Annotated in this window: 16 protein-coding genes; 4 read left to right on the top strand and 12 right to left on the bottom strand. The window is 72.0% G+C overall.

What is annotated here, in order from left to right:
- Positions 1-464: 464 nt before the first annotated feature.
- A complete protein-coding gene (locus tag ABT123_RS36425) occupies positions 465-1,622 on the top strand; it encodes a Fic family protein (RefSeq protein ID WP_351322690.1) in 1,158 nt (385 codons plus the stop codon).
- Here the strand turns inward: ABT123_RS36425 and ABT123_RS36420 are convergent.
- The 3 genes from ABT123_RS36420 to ABT123_RS36410 all read right to left on the bottom strand — a co-directional run bounded on the left by ABT123_RS36420 (position 1,619) and on the right by ABT123_RS36410 (position 5,065).
- The gene (locus ABT123_RS36420) at positions 1,619-2,344 is read right to left on the bottom strand and encodes a Type 1 glutamine amidotransferase-like domain-containing protein (protein ID WP_351322688.1); all 726 of its coding nucleotides are present in this window, start codon (positions 2,342-2,344) and stop codon (positions 1,619-1,621) included. The genes ABT123_RS36425 and ABT123_RS36420 overlap by 4 nt on opposite strands.
- An 865-nt stretch (positions 2,345-3,209) precedes the next feature.
- Positions 3,210-4,103, bottom strand: a complete 894-nt coding sequence (locus ABT123_RS36415; RefSeq protein ID WP_351322686.1) for a polysaccharide deacetylase family protein — start codon at positions 4,101-4,103, stop codon at positions 3,210-3,212.
- On the bottom strand, positions 4,100-5,065 hold the full coding sequence (locus tag ABT123_RS36410; protein ID WP_351322684.1) for a polysaccharide deacetylase family protein: 966 nt from the start codon (positions 5,063-5,065) through the stop codon (positions 4,100-4,102). The genes ABT123_RS36415 and ABT123_RS36410 overlap by 4 nt, the downstream gene beginning before the upstream one ends.
- Positions 5,066-5,156: 91 nt before the next feature.
- Here ABT123_RS36410 and ABT123_RS36405 point away from each other — a divergent pair, with 91 nt between their 5' ends.
- The gene (locus ABT123_RS36405; protein WP_351322682.1) at positions 5,157-6,398 is read left to right on the top strand and encodes a THUMP-like domain-containing protein; all 1,242 of its coding nucleotides are present in this window, start codon (positions 5,157-5,159) and stop codon (positions 6,396-6,398) included.
- On the opposite strand, the gene ABT123_RS36400 is transcribed toward ABT123_RS36405, so the two are convergent.
- The 5 genes from ABT123_RS36400 to tsaB are packed head-to-tail and all read right to left on the bottom strand — an operon-like array spanning position 6,349 to position 9,697.
- Positions 6,349-7,044, bottom strand: coding sequence for a hypothetical protein (locus ABT123_RS36400; RefSeq protein ID WP_351322680.1), 696 nt, complete (start codon positions 7,042-7,044; stop codon positions 6,349-6,351). The genes ABT123_RS36405 and ABT123_RS36400 overlap by 50 nt on opposite strands.
- A 56-nt stretch (positions 7,045-7,100) precedes the next feature.
- Positions 7,101-7,340: a hypothetical protein gene (locus ABT123_RS36395; protein WP_351322696.1), complete on the bottom strand. Its 240-nt coding sequence runs from the start codon at positions 7,338-7,340 to the stop codon at positions 7,101-7,103.
- Positions 7,341-7,357: 17 nt separating this feature from the next.
- Positions 7,358-8,503: a tRNA (adenosine(37)-N6)-threonylcarbamoyltransferase complex transferase subunit TsaD gene (gene tsaD / locus ABT123_RS36390; protein ID WP_351322678.1), complete on the bottom strand. Its 1,146-nt coding sequence runs from the start codon at positions 8,501-8,503 to the stop codon at positions 7,358-7,360.
- Positions 8,496-8,987 (bottom strand): ribosomal protein S18-alanine N-acetyltransferase, encoded by a 492-nt coding sequence (gene rimI, locus ABT123_RS36385; protein WP_351322694.1) that lies wholly within the window; start codon positions 8,985-8,987, stop codon positions 8,496-8,498. The genes tsaD and rimI overlap by 8 nt, the downstream gene beginning before the upstream one ends.
- A gap of 38 nt (positions 8,988-9,025) precedes the next feature.
- Complete coding sequence (gene tsaB / locus ABT123_RS36380) at positions 9,026-9,697, bottom strand: tRNA (adenosine(37)-N6)-threonylcarbamoyltransferase complex dimerization subunit type 1 TsaB (RefSeq protein WP_351322676.1); 672 nt, start codon at positions 9,695-9,697, stop codon at positions 9,026-9,028.
- 136 nt (positions 9,698-9,833) lie between these two features.
- Between tsaB and ABT123_RS36375 the strand changes: the two genes are divergently transcribed.
- Complete coding sequence (locus tag ABT123_RS36375; RefSeq protein ID WP_351322674.1) at positions 9,834-10,394, top strand: hypothetical protein; 561 nt, start codon at positions 9,834-9,836, stop codon at positions 10,392-10,394.
- Between the two features lie 92 nt (positions 10,395-10,486).
- Here the strand turns inward: ABT123_RS36375 and ABT123_RS36370 are convergent, their stop codons facing one another.
- The 4 genes from ABT123_RS36370 to alr form a co-directional block, all read right to left on the bottom strand.
- Positions 10,487-10,705, bottom strand: coding sequence for a hypothetical protein (locus ABT123_RS36370; protein ID WP_351322672.1), 219 nt, complete (start codon positions 10,703-10,705; stop codon positions 10,487-10,489).
- Positions 10,706-10,824: 119 nt separating this feature from the next.
- Positions 10,825-11,352, bottom strand: a complete 528-nt coding sequence (gene tsaE / locus ABT123_RS36365; protein ID WP_351322670.1) for a tRNA (adenosine(37)-N6)-threonylcarbamoyltransferase complex ATPase subunit type 1 TsaE — start codon at positions 11,350-11,352, stop codon at positions 10,825-10,827.
- The gene (locus tag ABT123_RS36360; RefSeq protein WP_351322692.1) at positions 11,324-12,436 is read right to left on the bottom strand and encodes an alpha/beta fold hydrolase; all 1,113 of its coding nucleotides are present in this window, start codon (positions 12,434-12,436) and stop codon (positions 11,324-11,326) included. The genes tsaE and ABT123_RS36360 overlap by 29 nt, the downstream gene beginning before the upstream one ends.
- 72 nt (positions 12,437-12,508) lie before the next feature.
- The gene (gene alr / locus ABT123_RS36355) at positions 12,509-13,648 is read right to left on the bottom strand and encodes an alanine racemase (protein WP_351322668.1); all 1,140 of its coding nucleotides are present in this window, start codon (positions 13,646-13,648) and stop codon (positions 12,509-12,511) included.
- A 141-nt stretch (positions 13,649-13,789) separates the two neighbouring features.
- On the opposite strand from alr, the gene ABT123_RS36350 reads away from it, so the two are divergent.
- Positions 13,790-14,162 (top strand): DUF1622 domain-containing protein (locus ABT123_RS36350; RefSeq protein WP_351322666.1); only part of this gene is annotated, 373 nt, incomplete at its 3' end.

Raw genomic sequence — 14,162 nt, 5'->3', positions numbered from 1 at the left:
TCCTTCGTCGCGTCGCTTCGCGATTCCGCTTCGCTCCACCCTTGACCGACCGGCCGGCCCCGGAAAGACAAGGACTGTCGGGAAGCCCCCGGGGGAGGGCCGGCATGGGGGACGTGTCCCAGATGCGGCCATGCATGGGCGGCCAGGCAGCGGCTCCCGCCCGACCGGCCGCCCTGTCGGGCGGAAAGCTCCATTTCCCCGAAGCCCGGACCTATTTAGCGCGGCCAGACCACGGGCGCCACCGATCGCTACGCGCTCCGCCCGGTTTAGCGTCTCCGGACCGCCCGTGGCCGAACAAAAGCCACCCTTGCGGGCGGAGAGCTCCATTTCCCCGGACCCGGGGGCGGTCAGGCCGAGCGGTGTCCTCGGACCGCCCGTGGCCGAACGTGGACGGCTACAGATCTCCCAGTCGACGACTGTGGCATCGGGTGGATTCAATGACACTCTCATGGTGTCATTGACGCATGTTGATGAAGACGCCGCGCCTTGACTCGGAGGACACCCGGGTTCTCGACGAGATCGATTCCATGCGGCACGAGCTGCGGCACATGCTTCAGCCGACCCGCAGATGGATGGGACAGCTCCGGCGAAACTTCACAGCACGGGCAATTGCCGGGTCGAACACCATCGAGGGGTACGTGGCCACGGCCGCCGACGTGGAGGCCGTCATGGCCGGGGAGGAGCCGCCTGAGGCGAGCGAGGCAACGCGGCGGGAGCTTGAGGGATACCGGCATGCCATGACGTATATCCAGTCGCTCTCCGAGGCAGCGCCCGGATTCCGTTACGACCTCGGGCTGCTCAACGGCCTGCACTTCATGATCCAGGAACATCACCACGGCAAGTCTCCGGGGATCGTGCGCAGCACTCCCGTGCACGTCACCAGCGCGGAGGACCCCGAGGTGCCGGCTTACACGGCTCCCGAGCCTGAGGCCGTACCGGCGCTCATGGAGGAGTTCGTCCAATGGCTCAATGAAGGCGACCTGGACGCCCCTGTCCATGTACGCGCCTCGATGGCGCACCTGAACCTGGTCAAGATCCACCCATGGAGGGACGGCAACGGGCGCATGTCCCGGGCCCTCAGCACCCTCGTCTTCTCACGGGAGGCCTTGGTACCGCCGGAATTCTCGTCCATCGAGGAATGGCTCGGACGGACACGGAACACCTTCGAGTACTACGACGTACTCGCTCAGACCGGTGGACGCGACTGGTCTCCGGGCGCGGACACGCGCGAGTGGATCAGGTTCTGCCTCCGCGCCCACCACCTTCAGGCCCAGGCCGCCAAGCGACGCCTCGACCGTTCCAACCGTGGGTGGATCGCCCTTGCGGAAGCGGTCGCTGCCGCGCCCGGCTTGGACGAGCGCATGGTCTACGCCTTGTTCACCGCATTCAACGGCACCCCGGTGCGGCGGTCCGTGTATCAGGAGGATGCGGATGTGAACCGGCAGATGGCGATCCGGGACATGCGCAAGCTGGTCCAGCAGGGTTGGCTGGTCGCCCACGGCGAGACCAGGGGCCGCTTCTACACCGCAGGCCCTGCTCTCTCCTCCGTCATCGCGGACGTCGTCCGCACACCAGGGCCGTACGAGGAGCCGTACGGACGCGCGCGCTGGCACATTTCCTAGAGTCGGCGCGGCTCGATGCGTTGCTCGATGGCCGAATCATCTTTGCGCGCGACGACATACGCGCCCTTCCCGGGTACTTCCGTGACCGCTTCGACCAGCTTGGTGCCGTGGTAGACCAGGCCCACGCCATCGTCGGTGCAGTGGGTTTCGGGGAGTGTGCCGTCGGCGACCAACCGGTGGATCAAAGGCCGTCGGCCGGCGTCGCTGTCGTAGTGCACGCCGTTTCCGTACGGCAGCAGGCCCAGGGCGTTGGTGAGGGGCCGCAGTTCGGGTCCGAAGGAGTCGGTGGCGCCACCCTTGAACCAGCAGATCGATCCCGCGCTGACTCCGCTGAGCACGACGCCTGCCTGCCAGGCGCGCCGGAAGACGTCGTCGAGCCCGTGGACCCGCCACACTGCCAAGAGGTTGGCCACCGATCCGCCCATCACCCAGATCACGTCCTGCTCGAGAACAGCGCCTTCCACGTCTTCCAGGTTGGGCATCGGGAAGAGGTGCAGGGGCGTCAGATCGAAGCCCGCCACCCGCCCGGCCTCGTGCATGCGTGCCGTGAAGTGTTCGGCGTCGCCGATGGCCGTTCCGACGTACATGACCCGGGGACGGCGACCGTGAACTCCCGACAGTTCGACCGCATGATGCACCAAGCCGCCGAACGTCACCATGGTCCGCCCTCCCGCGCGGTGCCCTCCGGACGTGGCGAGAATCGTGGGTTCTGAGGCAGTCATACGCGTGATCCTATTGAGCAAGCGGCCTCGCCCACGAGGTAGTTGTGCGGTCGCACACGCCATATTCCGTCACGGTCTGCGGGCGGTTCATGTCCGGCCACGGACGGTCCGAGGACGCTGAGACCACGGAAGCGTGTAGCGATCCGGTGCGCCCCGGGGCTCGGCTCGACCTGGCCACCCCTGGGTGCGGGGAAATGGAGCTCTCCGCCCGCAAGGGTGGCTGTTGTTCGGCCACAGGCGGTCCGGAGACGCTAAACCGGCCGGAGCGCGTAGCGATCTGGTGCGCCCCATGGGCTGGCCGCGCCAAATGGGCCGGGGCTTCGAGGAAATGGAGCTCTCCGCCCGACAGGGCGGCCGGTCGGGCGGAGACCGCCGACCGGGCTCCCGGATTCGGCCGTATCTGGGACACGTTCCCCATGCCGGCCCTCCCCCTGGGGGCTTCCCGCCAGTCCTTGTCTTTCCGGGACCGGTCGGCCTGTCAAGGGTGAAGCGAAGCGGAATCGCGAAGCGACGCGACCGAAGGGAGCGCCCTTGACAGGGCGGACGGGCACGGAAGGACAGTGAGGACTGACGGGCAGCCCCCGGACACATCCCTGATTCCGTTCAGGAGAAAACCCCCACCCCCGGACCCCGCCCAACAGCCGGACAGGCCCGCTGCGCGGAGCCTTCCCCCACTCCGCCCCTTCCCGAAACCGGGGCTCCGGCTCCGGCTCTGGACACCGTCCGACCGAAGCCCGCAGGGGGCGGGCGGGAAGCGCCGCCCCGCCCCGGCCCCGAGAGGGGGGCAAGGAAGCGGGCCCGCGCCGGGCGCCCCGTACCCCCCGCCCCGCTCCTCAGCCCGCTGAGCCGGGCCGCGCCGGTGGCGTCACAGGTAGTCCTCCAGGCGGCCTATTTTGAAGCCCTGTTCCTGGATCTTCTGGAGCATGCGCGTGGTCATCTGGGTTTCCGTCGAGCCCTTCAGCTCCGACGGGCCGCGGAAGTGGGCCAGGATGATGTCGCCCGGTTTGAGGGCGGAGCCCTCCGCGTACTGGAGGTTGCGTATCTGCATCGACGCCCGCCACAGGACCACCGCCTCCGCCCCGCAGTCCTTGGCCGCGCGGAGGGTGTTGTCGTTGTAGTTGCCGTAGGGCGGGCGGAACAGGCGCGGGCGGGTGCCGAAGCGGGCTGCCAGGCGGTCCTGTTGGCCGCAGATCTGGGTCTTCTGGGCCTCGTAGGAGAGGGTCCGCATATTGGGGTGGGACAGCGTGTGGTTGTTGATGACGCTGCCGTTGCCCAGGTCGCGGAGGGCCGCGAAGTGGTCGTAGCCGGCCGAGGCGACGCTGTCGGTGAGGAACATGCTGATCGGCAGTCTGAGGTCGGCCGCCATCTTCAGGAATTCGGGGTCGCGTTCGGCCCCGTCGTCGAAGGTGAGGAAGACGGTCTTCTCCCCCGCCGGCACGGGTATTCGGTCCACCACCGGCACCCGCCCCGGTGCGGCCGTCGGCAGCGGTGCCTTCCGGTCCGGCTTCGGTGCGAGCTCCACCGGGCGGGACAGGCCCCAGCGCCGGTAGGTATCGGCCGGCGGTAGCGACGGCGACGGGTTCGTCGAGGCGGATGCGGATGAGGACGGGGCGCCGTTCGCGCCGCCGTCCTGGACTTCCGCCGTCGCCTTCCGGCCGAGCCGTTCGATGGGTTCCACGCTCTCCCCGCACCCCGCCAGGGAGAGCGCGAGCGCGCCGGCCGCCAGGAGTCCGGCCGTCAGCCGGCGCGCGCTCGTCACAGGTAGTCCTCCAGGCGGGCCACGGCGTATCCCTTGTCCGTGACGGTCTTCATCACCTGACGGATCATGTCAGGCATGGTCCCCTTCCAGTCCTCCCGCCCCCGGAAGTGCGTGAGGATGATGTCGCCGGGGTGGATGTCCCGGTCCCATTCGCGGTAGTCCATCTTGTCCGGGAAGACCTCGGCGTTCCACAGCGGAACGTGCTTGATGCCGCAGGACTTGGCCGCGCGCAGGGTGTCCTCGTTGTAGTTGCCGTACGGCGGGCGGAAGACGGTGGGCCGCTTGCCGAACTCCTTCTGGAGCGTCTCCTGCTGGCCGCAGATCTCCTGGCGCTGCTTCTCGTAGGGGAGGGCCGGCATGTAGCGGTGGTTCAGGGTGTGGTTGTTGAGGGTGACGCCGGCCGCCTGCATCTGCTTGAAGTACGGGTAGTTGTCCCGTACCAGGTAGTCGCTGAGGAAGGCGGTGTAGGGGAGGTCGAGTTCCTTCATCATCTTCAGGAACTGGGGGTCCTTCTCCGCGCCGTCGTCGACGGTCAGGAAGACGATCTTCTCCTCGGTGGGGATGGTGGTGAACACCGGCGGGAGGCCCTCGTGGTCGTCGACCTCGAAGCCGTCGCGGGTTTCGATCTCCGGCTTTTCCTTGGGCGCGGCCGGGGCGAGCAGCGGCGGTTTGGCCAGCCCCCACCGCTTCACGGCGGCGAGCCGGGCCAGTTCCTTCTGCTTGCGCTGGGCGGCCGTGTTGACGGGTGCGCCGGCGGCGCCGGCCTCGCTGCCCGCCTTCGGCTTTTCCGGCTTGCCCGGTTCTCTGCCGGTCTCGGAGGAGCAGGCGGTGCCCAGGGCGGCGACCAGCAGCGCGGCCAGCGCCACCCCGAACCGGCCGCGCGGACCGGCGATCCGCGGACCGATGATCCGTGAACCGGCAATCCGATGAGTCTTTTGTTCCTTTTTTCCTACTAGCTGCATAGCTGGGGATATTGTCAGGCAGCACCGCGACTCCCCGGACGACACCGCGGACCGGATCCGCACCTTCCACCGGCTGGCGCACAATGAGCCGGTGAACCAGCACGATTTCGCCGCCCTCCGCACCCCCGAGGGCCACGCCCTCCTCGACTCGCTGCGCGACTACGACCCCGCCCGCGAGCTCGCCGTCGCCACCCGGCTGCGCCGCGAGCACCCGGCCGGGCTGGTGTCCGCGGCCCTGGGGCAGGCCCGGCTGCGGCAGCGCGCGGTGGCGAAGTTCGGGGCCGAGGACGCGTACCGGATGTTCTTCACCCCCGGCGGGGTCGAGATGGCCACCCGGGCGAGCGTGGCCGCGTACCGCGCCGGCCGGTTCGCCGCGCTCGGCGTACGCAGCCTCGCCGACCTGTGCTGCGGGATCGGCGGGGACGCCATCGCGCTGGCCCGGGCCGGCATCCGGGTGCTGGCCGTGGACCGCGACCCGCTCACCGTCGCCGTGGCCCGCGCCAATGCCGAGGCCCTGGGGCTGGAGGGGCTGATCGAGGTCCGGGAGGCGGATGTGACGGAGGTCGACACCGCCGGGTACGACGCCGTGTTCCTGGACCCGGCCCGGCGCGGCGGACGCGGCCGGACCTTCGACCCGGAGGCCTACTCGCCGCCGCTGTCCTGGGCCGTACGGGCGGCCGGCAGCGCGCGGTTCGCCGCGATCAAGATCGCCCCCGGCATCCCGCACGAGGCCGTCCCGGCCGAGGCGGAGGCGGAGTGGATCTCCGACCACGGGGACGTGAAGGAGGCGGTGCTCTGGTTCGGGACCGCCTCCGGGACCGCCCCCGGGACCGCCCCCGAGGCCCCCGGGACCCCCGGGCCGGTCCGGGCCACCCTGCTGCCCGGCCCGCACTCCCTCTGCCCCGAGGACCCGCTGCCCGATCCCGAGCCCGGCCCGGTCGGCCGCTGGCTCTACGAGCCCGACGGTGCCGTCATCCGCGCCCACCTGGTCGCCGAGGTCGCCGCCGAGCTGGACGGCCGGCTGATCGACCCGACCATCGCCTACGTCACCGCCGACGAGCTGCGCCCCACCCCGTACGCCACCGCGTACGAGATCACCGACGTACTCCCCTTCAACCTGAAGAAGCTCAAGGCGCTGCTGCGCGAGCGCGAGGTGGGCGTACTGACCGTCAAGAAGCGCGGTTCGGCGATCGAGCCGGAGGAGCTGCGCCGGAAGGTCAAACCTCAGGGGCGGAACGCGGCGACCGTGATCCTCACTCGGGTGGCCGGGGCGCCGTCCATGCTCATCGGCTCGCCCGCGGCGCCCGCGGCGCCCGCGGCGCCCGAACGGTGAAGACCCGCGCCGCCCACCGGTAGTGGGCGGCGGCCTTGCCGGCACCCAGCAGCCCGGTGATCCAGAGGATCATGCCGAGGCCGATGTAGTAGGCAACCTCGCCGTACGTGGCCCCGTCCGGCCGGGCCGAGGCCGCCCAGCCGAAGGCCACCCAGAGGCCGACCGCGCACAGTACGGAGGAGCTCAGCAGCCAGCCCAGGCTGCGGCCGGGCGCCCGCAGCCGGACCCCGGCCGCCGGATGTCCGCCCGGGACCGCGCCGGGGACCGCGCCCGGCACCTCACCCACCGGCTCCGACTCGGCCCACGCGCAGAGCAGTTGCCGCACCTCGCGGTCCCGCCGCGCGCCCCAGGCGAACCAGAATCCGGCCGGCACCAGCACGCCGAACCCGAGGGCTGCGAACACCGCGCCGATCAGGGCACCGAGCCCGTCGCCCTGCTCGAAGGACATCAGGGCCATGCCGAGGAAGGACCAGCCGAACGCGAACACTGCGGCGACGGACCAGAGGAGCAGCAGCCGGGTGAGGCCGAGGCTGTGCCGCGCCAACTCGGCCAGGAACTCGGCCCGGTCGTCCTGCAGGACGGCCTCGTCGTGCCAGGCGCGCAGGTGCGCGGGCGGCGGTGGGGGCGGCAGATGGCGGCGAGGCATGCGCATGACCATAGCGGGAGCGCCGTCCAGGATCGCCGGACTCCGCCACGACGGCGTCAGGTCACCGATTCGAAGCGCCAGCGGTGCACCGGACGGGTGATCAGGTCCGGGGCGGGTTCCGGGAGTTCGGGCAGCTCCGCGGTGAGGGACTCGGCCTCCCACCAGGTGATGACGAGGACCCGGTCCTGCGGGGCCCGGAGCACCTCGCGGCGCAGCGGTTCGCGCTCCAGGACCCGCGAACGGGCCCATTCGAGCAGCTCGTTGCCCCGCCCGTCGACGGCCCGGGCCTCCCACATCAGTGCAACCGTGATGCTCACGAGTACAGGTTGTCCTTGCTCAGCTCATGCACGTGGTCGTGGCTGTGGCTGTGGCTGTGGCTGTGGCTGTGGCTGTGGCTGTGGCTGTGAGTGTGCGAGGTGCCCGGCACGTGCGGGTCGGTGACCGGCAGGGAGGAGTCCGCGGACAGGTCCCAGTCCGAGGCCGGCCGGTTCCGGGCGACCATCTCGGCGCCCAGCGCGGCCACCATCGCCCCGTTGTCCGTACACAGCTTGGGCCGCGGAACCCGCAGGACGATGCCCGCATCGTCGCAGCGCTCCTGCGCCAGCGCGCGCAGCCGGGAGTTGGCCGCCACACCGCCGCCGATCATCAGGTGGTCGACGCCCTCGTCCTTGCAGGCCCGGATGGCCTTGCGGGTGAGCACGTCCACCACGGCCTCCTGGAAGGAGGCGGCCACATCGCGCACCGGCACGTCCTCGCCGGCGTTCCGCTTGGCCTCGATCCAGCGCGCCACGGCCGTCTTCAGCCCGGAGAAGGAGAAGTCGTACGCCGCATCGCGCGGCCCGGTCAGCCCGCGCGGGAAGTGGATGGCGGCCGGATCGCCCTCTCGAGCCAGCCGGTCGATGACCGGACCGCCGGGGAAGCCCAGGTCCAGCACCCGGGCGATCTTGTCGAAGGCCTCGCCGGCCGCGTCGTCGATGGTGGCGCCGAGCGGCCGTACGTCGGCGGTGATGTCCGGTGCCAGCAGCAGCGAGGAGTGGCCGCCGGACACCAGCAGGGCCATGGTCGGCTCGGGCAGCGGCCCGTGCTCCAGCTGGTCCACGCAGATGTGCGAGGCCAGGTGGTTCACCCCGTACAGCGGCTTGCCCAGGGCGTAGGCGTAGGCCTTCGCCGCGGAGGTGCCGACCAGCAGGGCGCCGGCCAGGCCGGGTCCGGCCGTCACCGCGATGCCGTCCAGGTCGCGGGCGGACACCCCGGCTTCCTTCAGAGCCCGCTCGATGGTCGGAACCATCGCCTCCAGGTGGGCCCGCGAGGCGACCTCGGGCACCACACCGCCGAAGCGGGCGTGTTCGTCGACGCTGGAGGCGATCGCGTCGGCGAGCAGGGTGGTGCCGCGGACGATGCCGACGCCGGTCTCGTCGCAGGAGGTCTCGATGCCGAGGACGAGGGGTTCGTCAGCCATGGTTCTCACTTCGCACGGGTCGCACTGGAACGGAGCTTGCAGGATCACAGAGACGCATCACGAGTGCGTCGACGTTGCCGGGCTGGTAGTAACCGCGCCTAAAGCCGATCGGCTCGAAGCCGAAGCGCTCGTAGAGCCGCTGGGCGCGGGTGTTGTCCACCCGCACCTCCAGCAGCACTTCGGCGCATTCGAAGGCGGTGGCGGCACGCAGCAGGTCGGTGAGCAGCCGGGCGCCGAGCCCGGTCCCCCACTGGTCGCGGGCGGACGCGATGGTCTGTACGTCGCCCAGGTCGCCGGCCGCGGCCAGCCCGGCGTAGCCGACCAGGCGGCCGGTGGCGCACTCTTCGGCCACCACATAGCGGCGGGTGGCCTGCGGGCCGCGCGCGTGGGCGAGTTCGGACCAGAACATGCCGGCGGACCACGCGTCCTCGGGGAACAGCTCGTGCTCCAGCTCCAGCACGGGCTCGATGTCCCACCAGCGCATCTCGCGCAGTACGACGGCCTCGGTGGACGCGGCGGCGGTCACTTGGGGGTGACCACCTTGTAGTTCTTGGGGACCTGCGCGTCGGGCCGGCGGAGGTAGAGCGGGGTCGGCGGCAGGAATCCGGTGGCCTCCTGTCCGGCGGCGAGCCGTTCCGCCGCGAGGGAGGCGAGGGCCGCGGCCGACTGGTGCTCGGGGCCGCGGGCGTCCGGGAAGACCTCGGGGTAGAGCAGCGCGCCCGCGCCCACCGCCGGCAGCCCGGCCACCTGCTCGGCGATGTCGGCCGGCCGGCCCACGGCGGGCTCGCCGGTCCGGGTGCGCGGGTCCTCGTACCGGGCCCAGTAGACCTCCTTGCGGCGCGCGTCGGTGGCGACGACGAAGGGGCCTTCGATCCCGGCCGCCCCGGCGGCGTACGCCAGGCCGTCGAGGGTGCACAGGCCGTACACGGGCACACCGAGGGCGGAGGCGAAGGTGGCGGCGGTGACCAGGCCGACGCGGAGCCCGGTGTAGGGGCCGGGGCCGGTGCCCACGACGATGCCGGTGACCGCGTCGAGCTTCAGGCCGGCCTCGGCGAGGGCGGCGTCGACGGAGGGCAGCAGCAGCTCCCCGTGGCGGCGGGCGTCCACCTGGTTGGACTCGGCGAGGACGGACGTGCCGTCGTGCAGGGCGACGGTGACGGCGGGCGTGGCGGTATCTACTGCGAGCAAGAGCACGCGAACAGCCTACGACTCCGGGGACGGCGGTCGCCCGCGCCCGTTGCGGCCGGATCCCCGGGGCACCGGCTGCTACCGTCGACGCAGGTTTGGATCAGGGTTGGATCAGGGGCAGCACCGGGGAAGGTGGAGCAAGGTGGCACGCAGCAGCTCGGGAATCGTGGCCGGGCTCACGGCGGCGGCGGTGGCCGTGGTCGGCTTCCTCGCCTACCAGGCCTCGGCGAGTGCGCCGGAACGGCCCGCGACCGCGGCCCGGCAGCCCGTAAACCCGGCCCCGCCCCAGCCCGCGGCGCCCCAGGACCCGGCGAAGCCGGTGGCGCTCCCGGAGAACTCGGGCACGGGCAAGCGGGTGGTGTACTCGGTGGGCCTGAAGCGGGTCTGGCTGGTGGAGGCGGCTGCCGGTGCGGCGCCCCGCAGCTTCCCGGTGGTGCCGAGCACGGTGCATCCGAAGCCGGGCAGCTATGTGGTGGGCTCGCGCTCTGGCGCGGTCACCGGCTCGGACGGGGTGCCGATCGAGCACGTCGTACGGTTCGCCAGCAACCAGAACGTGGTGATCGGGTTCAGCGCCCGGGTGGACGGCGCGACGCCGGCGCCGGACGCGGCCAAGAAGACCGGCGGCATCCGGATGACGCGGGCCGACGGGGACGCGATGTGGGCCTTCGCGATGGTCACGTCGAAGGTGGTCGTCGTTCCGTAGCGGAGCCACGGCGGCACGACCGCGGTTCGGCCGCCCGGGGCGATCATCCGCGGAACCACCCGAACGGAGTACGGCGCGTACGGCGTAGTGCGTCAGGCTGCCGCGGCTGCTCCTGAGGGAGCCCCGCCGTCGCCGTCCCCCTCGCCGTCTCCTTCGCCGCCCTCGGCCTGCTCGGACTTCGGTGGCGTGGAGACCGCCGTCGCCGCCGCGCACGAGGCGAGCAGCGCCTGCATGGTCAGCCCGAAGGGGACGAGGGCGGGGCCGGACCTGCGGGACGCGTCTCCCCGCTCTGCTGCCGACATGGCCGACATGGCTGCCTCCTGCATCCGGATACGCCGAAGTTAGGTAGCCCTAACCAGTGCTCGGTACCATGTCATCACGCGCGCGGCACCCGCGCAATATCTTGCCGACGAGTTGTCGGTACGTTTCCCTAAACGGTCGGCTCCGCCAGCCCCTTGAGCTGATCCGCGCCCCAGCGCGCGCCCACACCCCGCAGCGAGACCTCGCGGACGTCGTCGAGCACCTCCTCGTGGCCGACCGCCCGCGCGATCACCACGTGCAGCCGGTCCTCGGACAGGTCCTCGACCTTGCCGTCGCCCCACTCGACCACGACCACCGATTCGGGCAGCGACACGTCGAGGTCCAGGTCCTCCATCTCGTCGAGCCCGCCGCCGAGCCGGTACGCATCCACGTGCACCAGCGCCGGACCGCCGACCAGCGAGGGATGGACCCGGGCGATCACGAAGGTCGGCGAGGTCACGGCCCCGCGCACCCCCAGCCCCTCGCCCAGCCCCCGGGTCAGGGTGGTCTTGCCCGCGCCGAGTTCACCGGTCAGCAGCACGAGGTCACCGGGGCGCAGCACGCTGGCGATCCGGCGGCCGAGGTCCTGCATCCGCTCGGGGGAATCGATGGTGACGGTGACGGCGGTCTCAGCCGCCTGGGTGTGCGGTGCTTCCATAGGAGCCAACGGTAGTGGCTCCGGGCACCGCGCCGGCCCGCGCCAGCAGGTCCAGCAGCAGACCGGTGACGGTCTCCGGGCGCTCCAGCATCAGCAGGTGGCCGGTGTTCTCCAGCACCACCAGCTCGGCATCGGGGAGTTCGGCCGCGATGGCCTCGCTGTGCTCGGGCGGGGTGATCATGTCCTTGTCGCCGGCGACCACGGTGACCGGAACCCCGGTGAACCGGCGCAGCGCGGCCGACTTGTCGTGGACCTGGAAGGCCGGGTAGAACTCGGCGACCACGTCGATGGGCGTGGCCTCGATCAGCCGTTCGGCGAAGCGCGCCACCGCCGGGTCCACGTCCCGGGATCCGAACGAATACCGCTTGATCATGCCGGCGAAGAGGTCGGCGGTGGCCCTGCGGCCCTTCTCCACCAGTTCCACCTGCGAGCCGAGCGCGCGCAGCACCCCGGGCAGCACCCGGCGCACCGCGGTCATGCCGACCGCCGGAAGTCCGTACGTCACCTCGTCGAGGCGGCCACCCGAGGTGCCGGCCAGCACCACCCCGCGGACCCGGTCGCGAACCAGCTCGGGGAACAGGTCCGCCAGCGCCATGATCGTCATGCCGCCCATGGAGTGCCCGACCAGCACCAGCTTCCCCTCGGGGGCGGCGGCGTCGATGACAGCCTTGAGGTCGCGGCCGAGCTGGTCGATGGTGACCGGTTCGCCGTCGGCCTGGGCCAGGCCCCGGTCGGAGCGGCCATGGCTGCGCTGGTCCCAGTAGACGCTGCGGACGACGCCGCGGAGCGCGGCGCGCTGGAAGTGCCAGGAGTCCTGGCTGAGGCAGTAGCCGTGGCAGAACACCACGGTCACCTGGCCGGCCGAGGCGTTGCGGCGCAGCGGGCGGCGGCGCCGGGTGTCCGGGGGCAGTTCGTCGACCTCGTAGTGGAGCTCGGTGCCATCCTCCGCGCGGGTGGTGCCCTCCCGGCCGCGCAGCGAGCCGTAGGGGCCGGCCGCGTCCAGCGCGATCCGCGCCCTCGTCCGGATGTCGCGGCCCACGGTCAGCCGCTCGACCGCGACGCCGGCTGCCGCGCCCGCGGCCATGACGCCGATCGCGGCACCTGCCCAGCCGGCCTTCCGCCAGTTCTCGCTCACGCCGCCCGTCCTCACTCGGCCTCAGCCGTTGCGGTACACCCGAGGCACCCGCCCTCCGATACGGGTGACGATCTCATACGCGATCGTGTCTGCCGCTTGAGCCCAGTCCTCGGCGGTGGGTTCGCCGTGTTCGCCGGGCCCGAAGAGAACGGCCTCGTCGCCGGCCCGCACCCCGTGCTCACCGGCCCCGAGATCGACCACGAACTGGTCCATGGCCACCCGTCCGGCGGCGGTCCTGACCTGCCCGCCGACCAGCACCGGGGCGCGCCCGGAGGCGTGCCGGGGGATGCCGTCCGCGTAGCCGGCCGGGATCAGCGCGAGGGCGGTCTCGGTGGCGGTGGTGTAGTGGTGGCCGTAGCTGACGCCGTGTCCGGCGGGCACGGTCTTCACCAGGGCGACGGTGGCCTTGAGGGTCATGGCGGGGCGCAGGCCGAGCTGGTCGGGGGTGCCGAGCTCGGGGGCGGGCGACACGCCGTAGACGGCGAGGCCGGTCCGGACGAGGTCGAAGTGGCTGTCGGGGAGGGTCAGCGTCGCGGGCGAGTTGGCGATGTGCCGGACCTCGGGGTCGACGCCTTCCTTCTCGGCGTACGCCAGCATGTCGCGGAAGGCGGCGAGCTGGAGCTGAATGGAGGGGTGACCGGGCTCGTCGGCGCAGGCGAAGTGCGACCAGAGGCCGGTGACCTTGACGGTGCCTTCGGCCTGGGCGGCCACCGCGGCCTGGACCAGCTGGGCCCAGTCGGCGGGCTGGCAGCCGTTGCGGCCGAGGCCGGTGTCGGCCTTCAGGTGGACCCGGGCGGGGCGGCCGGCCGCGCGGGCGGCCTCCTGTACCTCTTCGAGGGCCCACATTCCGCTGACGGAGACGTCGATGTCCGCTTCGACGGCCTCGCGCCAGGGCCCGCCGGGGGTCCACAGCCAGCACATGATCCGGCCGTCGATGCCGGCGGCGCGCAGCGCCAGGGCCTCGTCGGGCGTGGCGGTCCCGAGCCAGGAGGCGCCGGCCTCCTGGGCCGCGCGGGCGCAGGGGACGGCCCCGTGCCCGTAGGCGTCCGCCTTGACGACGGCCATCAGCTCGGCCCGGGGTGCCATGGCGCGCAGGGCGCGGACGTTCCCCCGTACGGCGTCAAGATCGATCTCGGCGAATACCCGCGGTGTCTCATTCATCCCGGCCAGTCTCTCAGACCCCCTCCCCCGCAGCCGTCCACAGCACCCACCCGGCCCACTGACCAGCCGCTACCCGGCTACCCGTATGTCACGTCCCCAAGCGGGCGCGCCGCGCAGGGCGGGGCGCAGCTCCGTGGAGCGGTGCCGGCCGGCGCGACGCGCCGGGGGGCGCTGCCGGCCGCGCCGGGGGCGCGGGCCGGACCCGGCGGAGCCGGGGGGGTCCGGGGCGCAGCCCCACAAACCGGGCCCCGCAGAGTTGGGCGAAGCCCCCGGGGTGGGGGGCCGGGCCGGCGAAGCACCCGGAACGGCGTCCGCCAAAGCCGGCTGTCCGGGGCGCAGCCCTGGGAACAGACCCGGCACAGCCGGGGGTGGTCAGGCCCGGCGGAGCCGGGGGCCCGCGGCGCAGCCCCGCGTCAGCACCGCCTGGACCTGGGCAGGTTCATCGCACTCGGACTGGAATTCCAGCTGGCGGCCGATGTCCTGCGGACAGCCGTCGCACCGACCTTCACCGAAA

This window comes from Streptomyces sp. NPDC002054, assembly GCF_040296685.1.
GTDB lineage: Bacteria > Actinomycetota > Actinomycetes > Streptomycetales > Streptomycetaceae > Streptomyces.
This window is presented reverse-complemented; position numbering and strand designations above follow the sequence as displayed.